Below are 12057 nucleotides of genomic sequence, written 5' to 3'. Positions count from 1 at the left end.
TTTTAGCAGCACAGCTATCGACAAAAATCGCCCGTTAGAAAACTGTCACCGTGGCCGTGCGAAGTATAATTCTTGTATCTTTTGGTGAGTAGGCTTTAGCCTGCCTGTTGTCTTGGCTCGTGTAGGCTAAAGCCTACTCCCCTTGCTATTAGCCTGCTTTACCATCGGCTCTTGCAGTCGTTAAGATCGGCGTATAGACATAGGCAAATAATGCAAATGCAGCTAACCATAATAGAGTAGACGCGTAAATTATATCGGCATACCAGTTGGGCATTAGCACCGGGATAACCACCCTAACTAAGGCTCCTATATTAATCAACGCAAATGCGATTGCCATCGCTTGCGATGCTTTTAAAACGCGCCCGGTATGGCCTAATGAAACTCGCGCCATCATGCCCAAGGTGATAACACCTATACCGCCCATGGTAAATGCGTGTAATGCCAGCGTAGGCGGAATAAGCTGAAAAGCACTTAGCGCAGTCATAATAAAACCGACAATAATCCATGCATAACCTAGATACAACACCCATAACAAAGGTACATACCAGATTCTAAACTCATACCAGTCCTTCACTCTGAGTATATTTGTAATGGCTGCCAGGCTAGCGGTAAGTGCTAACAAAAAGCCTGAAACCTGCATAATTGTTAATACAAATACCAGCATTGCCGAGCCAATCGACAGGGCATCATATAAGGGATTACGTATCGTAAATGTGCCTGGCAGTCCTTTTTCCGTAAAAAATGGAAATACGCGACCTGCAATCACCAGAATCATCATAATTATCAACGCGATGACTATTTGAAAACCTGACCATGCGCTTTGCTCAGCAAGCCCCAGTATTTGCATATGCACAAGCGCATTACCCAAACTCATCAGCAATAAAAGAGTAATAAAAACATAGCCTCGTGTATAACGGGCAGCCATGATGGGTTTGACCAGACAAAAGGCCAATATCGGCAAAAACAGAAAATCAACTAAAGCGATAAACTCATCAGCCAGTAAACCGGAATAAAACGGCAATACCCGGCCATAAACCCATAATAATGCCAAACCTGCCAGGCCTCCCCCTGAGAGGGTTTTCTGTCCGGTCCAGTTGCTTACCGCCGTTAATAAGAATCCGGCAATAACAGCGGCGGTATAGCCCAGCAGCATTTCATGTGCATGCCAGTAGCTATTGGCAAAATAGTAATTATCTAGCGCTAGGCTGCCATCATATAAAGAGCGCCATAAAAGCATCAGAATTAAAGCGGCTAGACCTGCTAAAGTAAAAAAAGTTCTAAATCCTAATGCAAAAAAAGGGATATTAAACGGCTTGGTATGATTCATAAGTCTTCACTATTCAGCATTAATATTTGAGCAACGCAGGATTAACCTACATAAACATCTGTCGAAAAAAACTTCCTTAAGGAGCGAGGATTTAATAATATCCGAAGGTATGACGCAGGATTTTGGCATCACAGTCGCACTCCTAAGCATGATAATGACTGAAACAACGCCTTACCTCTGTCCATAAATACTTTGCTACAAAGCACTCTTACTGTTCATTTAACCAGGCCAACTCATTGGCTGTAAAACCCGCATTTAAACGCATTTCGTTATTAAATGGGCCTTTAGGTTTGTTATTATTAAAATATTTTAACAGCATCGCCTTAAAAGTTGCCTCGGGTTCCAGTTGTTGCTCCCGGCATTGTTGATTAAACCACTCTGAGCCAAACAGCACATGTTGCTGCTCATCTTGCAGAATGCGCTGTAATATTTTTACCCCGGCTTCATCTTTCAATGTGCGAATTTTATCTATCATCCCCGGCGTCACATCCAGACCTCTCGCTTCCATACAACGGGGAATAATGGTTAAGCGCGCCAGTAAATCATGTGCCGTATCCTGCGCATGTTCCCATAAACCCTGGTGAGCAGGTAAATCGCCATAATCAATCCCTAGTTTTCGCAAATGACTACGAATTAGCTCAAAATGCAAGGCTTCTTCATAAGCGACTCTTAACCAGTCCTGATAAAATTTTTCCGGCAAGCCTCGAAATCGATAGAGTATATCCCAGGCAAGATAAATGGCAATAAATTCTATATGCGCCAATGCATGATAAAAAGCCTGTACACCTTCAGGTGTGCCCAGCTTACGCCGCGCCATATATCGAGGCGCCAGCAGTTCCGGCTTATCAGGAAAGCAAACCTGCTCTATTTCTTGCACCGCTGATAAAGAATCAAACTTCAATTCACCTTGTTGATATAATTGCCACGCTTTTGCCGTTAATTGTAATTTTTCCTCAATATCTGCACGATGCAAACAAGCTTCGGCAAAATCAAATACATTATTCATTCACTAAGTAAATTCCACCCGATTCTCACATGTACGGATATTATAACAAAGCATTAGATAGCGCACAGCTAATACTCTATTGTGTTTTGATATACTGGCTCTCAAGCCAGTCTTCTCTACCAGCTCCCGAGTTATTTGAGCATCAGGATAAAGTGATTCACGCAGGCGCTTATTTCGTGATGGCTTTTTTTGCACTTCGGGCTTTTCGGCATGCAATATCATCCCTGCCACTCTTAATCTTGACTAGCCTGATATTTTGCAGCTTATATGGAGTATCCGATGAATGGCACCAGTCTTTTGTGTCGGGAAGGATGAGCGATGTTGCTGATTGGCTGGCCGATACTGTGGGCGCGCTGTTATTTCTAGGATTGTATTATGGATATGACCGAAAATTTCTCAGAAAAAACGGTGAAACTTAACGACTTATGGAGTAGAGCGTGGCTTTAGCCCGCCCATATTAGAAAAATCAGTTGAGCGTGAATTTATATAGTGCAAGATCAGAGCTCTTAATCTCGACATAAAGAAATCAAAATCTGACCGTTTTCACAAGATAATTAGATGATACTAAAGTGCGTTGGCGCTGAGTATACGAAGCCCAACATGATATTGCACAGTGATTGTTGGGCTTCGCAAGCCCGGCGTCAACCTACATATCAAGCATTGGCATCAAGTTATTATCCTAGAATTCAGGTGGTCTGAAGATATTGAATGAATATAATACTTTCAAAAAATTTTAGCTCCATCCATAGGTTAAGCGGACATTTTGTGGAAATGCGGTGGAATCAAGAGCTTGTGCTAGAAAACGCGAGCAACTGATTTTTCTAGAGTCAATGGACTTTGGTACTTAAATATATAGGCGGGCTAAAGCCACGCCCTACAAAGAGCTTAGTATCGCAAAAGATGCGCTTCGTACCTCAGCACATCCTGTCATAAGCATATCAATACCCAATTATATCTATTTATATTGATCATTTATTCACACAGAACCCTTCTAACTGGAAATACTATCATTTGTCATTAAGCTGTTGCGTCATCTGAGTACTGATAGATTTAAAGTCATAGCCAGACTGGGTTTTCATCAACCCCTTATTGAGCATCATAGTTCCCATAACCAGCAAAATCACACCAGAAATTTGTGTAATGCGATGGGTCATTGCGCCTGAAAGCCAGCGTGTTGCCATACCAAAGCCTAATAGAGCAGGTAAAGTACCTAAGCCAAAGGCCGCTAAAAATTTTGCCCCTTCTAGCGGATCACCATTCCCGGCTGCCATAATATACATCGCCTGCAAAGGGCCGCAACCTAAGAGAAAACCGGAGAAAAAACCTATAAAAAAGGGGCTACGCGAATTACGCCGCTTGTTGTTGGCATAACGCGCCATAGCCTCAGGTTGTTTAATGCGTACGCGCTTTAATACTGCAAATATTCCTAGGGTATTAAGCCCAAAAATAATTAAAAATATTCCTGCAAGCAGAATACTTACACCACTAATAAACGGGGTAATGCTGACTACCGAACCAATAAAACCAAATACTGCCCCAAACATGGCATAGGAAAGTGTCTTCCCGATACCATATAATAAGTGCGATAAATAAGCTGAGCGTCCATGTTCAGCATCTTTGACGGTGTAGCCAATAACGAAACTACCGCACATACCGATACAATGTAAGCCGGTGATTAAACCCACGATAAAAATCATGCCATAACTTAGCTGCGAACTAATTTCAGGCACACTAAATTGATGCCATAACTTGCGCGAGAAAAACATCAATAAAACAATACCTATCAATGCAAGAATAGATAAACTGATTTTGATAAACACATTGCCCTTATTAGCCGGTGCCAAGTCTACCTGGTAGACTTTATCTTCAATAGTCTTATAAATATCCTCAAGCTCGACTATATTATCTGTAAAACTTACCGTGCATTTACCGCTAGTATAATCAGCCTTAACCTCAAGCACACCGTCCATTGCTGCAAGGGCTTCTTCAATGACAGTCTCACAGCCGCCACAGACCATTCCGTTGATATCGATTAGTTTGTTAGTTTGCATAATACTTCCTTTTTTAGCTCTTTCGCGCAACCCAGCTATTAATAGTTGTTAGTTCTGGTGTTTGTACCATTCCATCAACTTATATTTGGCAATGCTGTAGCCTGTATGGAGCCTGCGGAATACAGGCTACGTTTTTATTTCACCAACAAATCACGCATCATACCCATATCTTCATGCTCCAGGTTATGACAGTGATACATAAAAATACCAGTATAGTCATTGAAAGGTTTCAAGATTGTGACCTTTTCACCTGGCATCACTAGCACAGTATCTTTCCAGCCTTTATCCAGAAAGCCTTTGGATACAGACGTATATCCCTTGCCGGATTTATTTCTCACTTCACGTTTAACCACCTGAAATTGCTCACCATGCAAATGCATAGGATGCGGCATTCCCATCATCCCGCCCCCCATGCCATGATGAAAGCCATTATCAAACTCCATTAGCTGTAAGGTATTAACAGGAATAATCTCATCCTTCCTGATATCATTCATTTTATAGGAGCGGCCATTCAGCAAGGCAGACATATGACGCATGGATAAAGTGATGCGCCGAGGTGATTGCGGATTTGCGGCATCCGCTAAGCGTAATGCTTTTACTTTACTTAAACGTTTCGGTAAGACATCTTTACTGGAAGATTTTTTGCTAACACGTACTTTGAGTACAGTAAAATCTTCTCCAGAATGGGACTGCCCTCCTCCCATACCACCCCTCATGCCACCACCACGACCGCCTCGCATACCGCCACCGCCCATGCCGCCCATCATCCCCATACCACCTGAAGAAAATCCCAGGCTACGTAAAGTTAACTCAGTGCCTATTTCCTTATCACTAAAGTCCACCCAGATTTCGCGTCGTTCCGCTGGTGCAAGCGTTATATAAGGCAGTGTTTCAGGTCGCTCTAATAGCCCACCGTCTGTTCCAATTACTTTAAAAGGCGTGCCATCATCCCAGGCTAATTTATAAATACGTGAGTTGGAGCCATTTAACAATCGCAAGCGGTAAGCACGCGTCGCAACCGGTAATTTAAACTCAGGCGTACCATTTACCAGAATCTTCTCGCCTAAAAACCCATGCATCTTCATCATCATGCCGCCATCATATTTAAGCTGGTTTTGCTGATCAAAGTTACGATCCTGAATGACTAAAGGGACATCGTATTCATCACGAGGTAATTTAAGCGCCTGCTCTTCATCATCACTGACAATAAAAAAGCCAGCAAGCCCTGAATAAACATGCTGGGCGGTTAAGCTATGGGTATGCGCATGATACCAATAAGTCCCTGCTCGATTGAGTATTTCAAATTCATAGACAAAGGTTTCTCCATTATCAATGGCATACATAGGATTACCATCCATTTTGGAAGGAACATGCAAGCCATGCCAATGCAATATTGTTGCTGAAGGTAATTCGTTTTTAAGATAGATACGTACCTTTTGACCTTTGTGCAAACGGATAGTAGGCGCAAGATAGCTCTCTTCATCATTGGAAATGGCGCTTTTATTTCCTTTAATCACTTCACCCGTTACTTTCCAGACACGAGTACTAGGGCCACTAAAAATCGACACATATTTAACTTCACCGGTCAGGTTAATTTCTACATCCGGGTTAAAATCAAGCGAAGGGTGGCTCCCCACCCTCATCGTCTTAGCATTTAATAGACCAGGAAATGTTGCTAGTGCTGCTGCACTAACACCAGCATATTTTAATAGTTTGCGACGCTGAATATTTACGTTATTGTTCATAATCCACTCCTGACTAACAAATAATATTAGTCTTTTATAATATACTTATCATGCATTGTAAAGCTATTCTAATAATACTTTGCATTTTTATGGGTTTGACGAACACAATCTAATAAAACAGCAAGAGAAAATTTGCTAGTCCACTACTTGTTGCTTTAATATCGTTCCTCCTTCGGCAACGCCTAAATCCCGTGCAATCACGTTACACTTAGCCTGTAACAGAAAGAAAATTGGCGCAGAACTATTGCTTAGGCTCTCATAATTAGCCTGGCCCTTGGCGAGAATTAGATCGGCTTGTGCAAAGCGTTTACGAAATAATTCTGAACATTGATCAAGCAAGGTTCCAGGAGCATTAGACCCATTATCAATAATATTTGCCACTGGCTCTATGCCGGCAGCAACTGCATCTTCTCGGGTTGCATCATTTATAATCGGGCCAGCTTTGACCACATAATTTACTGGGATATCAAGAGTTTCTATCAGTACTCTGTCAAACACTGTCTCACCCGCATTATCTGCAAGATATAGAACAGACATACTCTGAGCTAAAGCGTTACGTAATGAGGCTAAATCGTTAATAGCAAAAGCTTGCGTCAGAACGCGTGCCAATGTTGCCTCCAGATCATAGCTGTCGGCAACGCCAAGATCTATGATATTGCCTGCAATAGCAATACGTACAGCCATGTCAAGTGGGTCTGCTGCCTGGCTGACCTTTTTCTTCAACTCAGGATAAAGCGCCAGGGCCTGTTGCGTCGCTTGATCCTTGTCATCCCGGTAGGGATCAAGGTTATTGGTCAACTGTTGAACTTGCTGATGAATGCGATACGCGAGTTGCGCAGGGTTCGAGCCGGTCGGAAACGCACTCAGCTCTTCCATGGTCTTAAGCAATATACTGTGTTGCTGATTATCAGAAGCTCCTGCGCGACGTGCAGCACTCAATGCCTGTCTCATTAAACAAGGATAACAATCAAGATAGGTTTTCATATGTGCTTACCTCCTTACTAAGGCAATTCTTTAACAGATTTCGCAGATCTTACTCTTGCCCAGTCATCCATTATCTTGAAAAATGGCTGAGCAAATGAATTTTCGATATGGGTAAAGTACAAGCGGCCAGCATTGGTCACCACGAATACGGAACTTATATGGTGTAGAATCGCAGCAAATACGGGATTAAGAAAACCAAATGTCGCCAGCGCAAGGCCAATACTATTAAATCCCATAGCCCAGGCATAATTCTGCTGGATAATTCCGCCCATTTTTTGACTGAGTTGCAGTATTGTTATTAAATCTTCCGCATCATTACCCAGTATCACAATATCAGAGGAAGTAATCGCAAGATTAACATTCTTATGCCCGCCTATAGCAATACCCACATTCGCAGCGGCCAGAGCGGGAGCATCATTGACACCATCGCCAACCATGGCAACTTTTCCAAAAGCCTGATACTTTTTAACCAGTGCCGTTTTATCTTCAGGTCTGCTATTAAAATAATATTCGTCAGCATTGATATAATCAGCAACACGTTTAGCTTCCTGTTCTTCATTATCGCCGGTAGCAAGTATCACTTTTTCAATGCCAAAGCGATGGATGGTATCAGCCAGATTTTTCATTTCAGCTAACATAATATCGCGAATAACAATAATGCCTTTGACATCTCCATCAACCGCTATCCAGATTGCCCGCCCCGTATAATCAATCTCAGGTAGTTTACAACCTTGGTTTAGCAGTGTTTCTGCACTACCGATCAAAATGTCCTGATTTTCGATAACCGCCTTAATTCCTCTGCCGGGAAGATCTTCTGCCTGTTCAACAGAGCGGAAATGAGTCACCCCTTTTGTTTTAGCAAAGTTAATGATCGAACGTGAAATAGGATGATCAAAACGGGACTCAACTGAAGCCGCTAACTCCAGCAGTTCCTGTTGTGGCATATTAATCTCAATAACTTCACTGACTTCTGGTTCTGCCAGCGTGACAGTCCCTGTTTTATCCAGAATCAGGGTTTTAATATCCTGCATATTTTCCAGCGGTTCACCGCCTCGTGCAAGAATATTGGAACCAGCCAACCGACCAATATTAGCGGCAAATGCAGTCGGTGTAGCTAATGCCCAGGCGCAGGGGCACATGACGGCTAATGCTGTCGCCATTAAATGTAAGTCACCCGTTACAAATAATAACAGGAATGCATAGGCTGTAACAGACAGCAGCAGAATTTGCACCGTGGTATCAGCACGCCTTTGCATATCTGATTTCTTCGATAAACTGGATTTAATTTCCTGAGCAATGACCGCCATAAAAGAGTCATCACCTTTTTTTTCTGCCTGAACTTGCAGAGGCGTTGTTAAGTTTAAGGTGCCAGAGGTCACACTTTCCCCTGTTTTTTTATAGACTGGAAAGGGTTCGCCGGTAATAAAAGACTCATCAATCGATGATTCACCCTCGATTATTTTACCGTCAACTGCAATCATACTGCCTTTAGGCACAATAATAATGTCATTTTTTTGTACTTCACAAATCGGGGTTTCTCTGATTTCATCACCAACGATCACCTGAGCCGTTTTTTTACCTTCCTGTATCAGATTTTCTATTTTTTCCCGGTTTTTTCTGATAATGGAGAAAGAAATTAACGACCACGCTTATAAAACGTGGTTTGAGTTCGACCTAAAAGGCCGTCCTCAGCAAAACCCCTCTGGGGCCTTGCTGAAATAAGATCAAGTTGTTCCCAATATTTCAGTGGTTATTTATTATCCTGGAACTTTACATACTTTCTTATCATTTCTGCATCCATACCTACGGTATCAACACAGTAACCAGCCGACCAAAAATGATTTCCCCAGTATTTCTTTGTACGCAAATTGGGAAATTTCTGGAAAGCCTGAATTGCAGTCTTTCCTTTTACTCTCCCAACCAAATCTGATATTGAAATCTTTGGGGAAACTTTCACAAGCAAATGGACATGGTCAGGTTGTACATTTAATTCGATAACTTCACACCCTGCTCTCTCAGTATGAGCATAAATGCTCTGGTAAACATACTTCCCAAGATCTCCTTTTAAAATTTGATAACGGTACTTTGGCACAAAAACAATAGGGTACTGGCAAAACCAGACGACATGTGATAATTTTTGAAATCTGCTCATTTGTTTCTCCTAGTTAAATTGCGGGAACAACTTAACTACTTGATACTCTTGAGCAGACCTTTACGCAAAGCTTTTTTTACCCCCGCCCACAGGGCGCGGTTATCTAAGTTGTAATATACTCCGCGAGCCGGACAGCATTTTCATCTACACTACGCCGCCAGTCATAACCAAATTCAAAGGCATTTGCTTCATGCCGTCTATCATCAATATAATCATCCAGTTTAGCAAGTGACCCACCTGCCCCTAACTGCTCGCCAACTCCCATAGCAGATAACATGCTGGCGTAGGTATTGATGCTAATAGGAATACCAGCAACACTCCCTTTAAGGTATCTAAGACTACCATCGACTTTGGATTTACTTTGTAATTGATCTAGTGTTTTACCCATTTGCATAGGTAAAGTGATCATGCGCAGGTTTTCATCGACTTTCGGGTCAGCGAAGGATTTACCGAAGTCCCCCCACAAAGTGTTGTCATTTTCCAGGCTGGCAAGATTCGAGCCTAAAATTCCCGGAATAACAATAATGGGATTTTGCTTAAAACTAGAGCGGCGTATTTGCTGTTCATATTCAATTGCAGAATCTAAATCAGCAGAAAAATTGCTTTTGGCGTGTTGTGTTTTCTTGTTATTAAATCGACTGGACCATTGCATTATCTCTGCCCTCGAATTTAAAATCAGTTCGACAAATATCTTAATGTGACAGTTTGATTAAAGCACTTGTAGGCACTGTTGCCAAGTATTTTGCAAGGATAAGTTAATGCATGAAGCCGTAGGGCGTGACTTTAGCCTGCCATATGCATAATTCGCGGGCTAAAGCCACGCCCTACATTTAGGTACAGACTATTTAACGCTATAACCTCTGCCTTCAAGGCACACTGAATAGGCGCGATCATATTCACTGCGCATTTGCGCGTGAGCAGCAGACTGTTGTTGAGCTTGTTGCTGTTGCTGGCCCACGGCTCGTCTATTCCTCATGCCTCTAGCTGCAGTTCCAGACACAGCTCCTATAGCCGCCCCTTTACCAGCGTCGCCTGCAATAGCACCAATCACTGCACCACCCGCCGCTCCTTTGGCCGCGCCTCCTACGACACTGCCCGTTTTCGCTTGCCCGGTAGATGTAACAGATGGATTCATGGGATCATACCCTGTCTGCTGTTTCCCCCAGCCATAGCACTGATACTTATCTTTTTCCATTTGCTCCGCACTTTGTCCTTTAGAGGGATAAATATACGGCTCTGCTTTCAGCAAAGTACTACTGGTAAAAAGTACAACACCAGCAATGAAAATGAATTTGTTTTTAATCATATGTTGATCCTCGGAAAAATAATAATTTTGTTTAACAGTTAAAAAATCACCAGTTAAACGCCAGACCTACAACAGGCCCTTTTGCCTGGAGGTTAAGACCTAACGCTTCATTGCTAACTTTATAATCCATAGCCCGATAGCCTGCATAGACTGATCCCCAATGTTTATATTGCCAGTCAACCAGAGCGGCAACATTCCACACCAGATCCGAACTACCGCCGCCTGCATCTGCGCGCACTGTCGCACTGATACTATCATTTAAATACCCGGTCAAACGTATGCCCCCAAAGCCGTCCCAGAGATTATCTTTAGCTGACAAGGTATCCAGGTTATCACTATAGAAATCAAACTTATTGGCTACATACAAATATCTAACACCGCCCAGTAATTCAACTTTATACCAATAGTCAGCCAATAACCGGTATGTAACACCTAATTCAGATAGATGCACGGTCAATTCATTTTTACCCTGAACAGGGCTGGATGAAATACTGATATTATCAGCAGTATATTGGGCATATAGATAATCTGTAAACACAGTCCAGTCACCTTTACCTGCTTCAAAGTGAATGCTAAATGCGCTAGTTAACACACCTTCATTAGTCGAACTAGTTGCATCGGAAGAGCCGCCTGAAGCAGGCATAGTTGTATCTCCTTCCAGGCTGAGAAACCAGAGATAAAGCGGCTTTAATTCAAACCGCCATGGATCAAGTTGATTTTTTGAAAGTTCCTCGGCAGAGACCGATACAGGCACAAAACACAGGGCTACAACCAATAAAATAAATGCCTTAATAACAGGAAATTTCATGGTAAATTTTATTTGAGCAATTTAAACATTTTACTCACAGCATAATCCAGGCGTTCCCTTACCAGCTCAGGAGAAGTCCCTTCAAGGATATCAGCTTGTGCCGTCCCTACCCAGACCACATAACCAGTTTCAACATTGATTAGTGTGACCACCAAAGCCCCCTGAGGAACATCTTCTAAAACATCAACGTTAGTGTCCGGGTTATCAACGATTTTCTGGGCATCCATATCGATGCCTATAAAAAAAGCAACAGCTAAATCAGGGTTTTCATTATTACTATAAATACCCTGTTTATTTAATTCTCTATCAATCAAATATTTAATATCCCCCGCAATATCCATTGCCGGTGGTTGCCACTTGTTATCTGGGTCATTCAATACTCTAGCCGAACCTAGCCAGGCATAGCTTTTATAACCCGCCATATTTGCCTGAGGATCAGTTTGAGCATCGACTTCAATATCACAGGTCTTCTGATTAAAAACAGCACAGCCGCTAAGTAAAATAAGACAAATAGTTAATACAATCGTAGTCAATTTTTTCATTGTTATTCTCCTTCTTGATTAATAATAATTTTTTTAATAGAGATCGTCAAATTATAGCATCAGCCTGATAGCTATCGTGCAATAGTAAACCTCCAGATAAGGCAAGCATGCTGCCTTTTATGCAATCCATGGTCTA

At 42.2% G+C, this 12057-nt stretch carries 12 protein-coding genes; 1 reads left to right on the top strand and 11 read right to left on the bottom strand.

All coding sequences use genetic code 11. The features are described from left to right. Positions 1 to 148 precede the first annotated feature (148 nt). Both ACQY3F_RS05615 and ACQY3F_RS05610 read right to left on the bottom strand, forming a co-directional pair. Entirely contained in the window at positions 149 to 1327 is a 1179-nt protein-coding gene (locus ACQY3F_RS05615) for an NnrS family protein (RefSeq protein ID WP_428353942.1), read from the bottom strand. A 208-nt stretch (positions 1328 to 1535) separates the two neighbouring features. Then, positions 1536 to 2333 (bottom strand): ferritin-like domain-containing protein, encoded by a 798-nt coding sequence (locus ACQY3F_RS05610; RefSeq protein WP_428353941.1) that lies wholly within the window; start codon positions 2331 to 2333, stop codon positions 1536 to 1538. A 29-nt stretch (positions 2334 to 2362) separates the two neighbouring features. On the opposite strand from ACQY3F_RS05610, the gene ACQY3F_RS05605 reads away from it, so the two are divergent. Then, entirely contained in the window at positions 2363 to 2752 is a 390-nt protein-coding gene (locus ACQY3F_RS05605) for a VanZ family protein (protein WP_428353940.1), read from the top strand. A gap of 588 nt (positions 2753 to 3340) precedes the next feature. Here the strand turns inward: ACQY3F_RS05605 and ACQY3F_RS05600 are convergent. From ACQY3F_RS05600 to ACQY3F_RS05560, 9 genes are all read right to left on the bottom strand, one after another. Continuing rightward, positions 3341 to 4384, bottom strand: coding sequence for a sulfite exporter TauE/SafE family protein (locus tag ACQY3F_RS05600; protein WP_428353939.1), 1044 nt, complete (start codon positions 4382 to 4384; stop codon positions 3341 to 3343). A gap of 134 nt (positions 4385 to 4518) precedes the next feature. After that, entirely contained in the window at positions 4519 to 6129 is a 1611-nt protein-coding gene (locus ACQY3F_RS05595; RefSeq protein ID WP_428353938.1) for a multicopper oxidase family protein, read from the bottom strand. A 135-nt stretch (positions 6130 to 6264) separates the two neighbouring features. Then, entirely contained in the window at positions 6265 to 7113 is an 849-nt protein-coding gene (locus ACQY3F_RS05590) for a damage-control phosphatase ARMT1 family protein (RefSeq protein WP_428353937.1), read from the bottom strand. Between the two features lie 17 nt (positions 7114 to 7130). Beyond that, a complete protein-coding gene (locus ACQY3F_RS05585) occupies positions 7131 to 8735 on the bottom strand; it encodes a heavy metal translocating P-type ATPase (RefSeq protein ID WP_428357621.1) in 1605 nt (534 codons plus the stop codon). Positions 8736 to 8863: 128 nt separating this feature from the next. Beyond that, the gene (gene tnpA, locus ACQY3F_RS05580; protein ID WP_428353936.1) at positions 8864 to 9265 is read right to left on the bottom strand and encodes an IS200/IS605 family transposase; all 402 of its coding nucleotides are present in this window, start codon (positions 9263 to 9265) and stop codon (positions 8864 to 8866) included. Positions 9266 to 9368: 103 nt separating this feature from the next. Next, complete coding sequence (locus tag ACQY3F_RS05575; protein WP_428353935.1) at positions 9369 to 9917, bottom strand: hypothetical protein; 549 nt, start codon at positions 9915 to 9917, stop codon at positions 9369 to 9371. A 189-nt stretch (positions 9918 to 10106) separates the two neighbouring features. After that, positions 10107 to 10571: a YMGG-like glycine zipper-containing protein gene (locus tag ACQY3F_RS05570; RefSeq protein WP_428353934.1), complete on the bottom strand. Its 465-nt coding sequence runs from the start codon at positions 10569 to 10571 to the stop codon at positions 10107 to 10109. Positions 10572 to 10617: 46 nt separating this feature from the next. Beyond that, complete coding sequence (locus ACQY3F_RS05565; RefSeq protein ID WP_428353933.1) at positions 10618 to 11346, bottom strand: hypothetical protein; 729 nt, start codon at positions 11344 to 11346, stop codon at positions 10618 to 10620. A 41-nt stretch (positions 11347 to 11387) separates the two neighbouring features. Continuing rightward, entirely contained in the window at positions 11388 to 11921 is a 534-nt protein-coding gene (locus ACQY3F_RS05560; RefSeq protein ID WP_428353932.1) for a DUF4136 domain-containing protein, read from the bottom strand. Between the last annotated feature and the right edge of the window lie 136 nt (positions 11922 to 12057).

Source organism: Methyloprofundus sp. (genome assembly GCF_965251085.1).
Lineage (GTDB): Bacteria > Pseudomonadota > Gammaproteobacteria > Methylococcales > Methylomonadaceae > Methyloprofundus.
The sequence above is the reverse complement of the archived record's forward strand: the minus strand, read 5'-3'. Positions and strand labels throughout refer to the sequence as shown.

Bases quoted from the DNA above. Each gene is read 5' to 3' on its own strand.
- ACQY3F_RS05615 (WP_428353942.1), bottom strand. From the start codon at position 1,327: ATGAATCATACCAAGCCGTTTAATATCCCTTTTTTTGCATTAGGATTT.
- ACQY3F_RS05610 (WP_428353941.1), bottom strand. From the start codon at position 2,333: ATGAATAATGTATTTGATTTTGCCGAAGCTTGTTTGCATCGTGCAGAT.
- ACQY3F_RS05605 (WP_428353940.1), top strand. From the start codon at position 2,363: ATGTACGGATATTATAACAAAGCATTAGATAGCGCACAGCTAATACTC.
- ACQY3F_RS05600 (WP_428353939.1), bottom strand. From the start codon at position 4,384: ATGCAAACTAACAAACTAATCGATATCAACGGAATGGTCTGTGGCGGC.
- ACQY3F_RS05595 (WP_428353938.1), bottom strand. From the start codon at position 6,129: ATGAACAATAACGTAAATATTCAGCGTCGCAAACTATTAAAATATGCT.
- ACQY3F_RS05590 (WP_428353937.1), bottom strand. From the start codon at position 7,113: ATGAAAACCTATCTTGATTGTTATCCTTGTTTAATGAGACAGGCATTG.
- tnpA (WP_428353936.1), bottom strand. From the start codon at position 9,265: ATGAGCAGATTTCAAAAATTATCACATGTCGTCTGGTTTTGCCAGTAC.
- ACQY3F_RS05575 (WP_428353935.1), bottom strand. From the start codon at position 9,917: ATGCAATGGTCCAGTCGATTTAATAACAAGAAAACACAACACGCCAAA.
- ACQY3F_RS05570 (WP_428353934.1), bottom strand. From the start codon at position 10,571: ATGATTAAAAACAAATTCATTTTCATTGCTGGTGTTGTACTTTTTACC.
- ACQY3F_RS05560 (WP_428353932.1), bottom strand. From the start codon at position 11,921: ATGAAAAAATTGACTACGATTGTATTAACTATTTGTCTTATTTTACTT.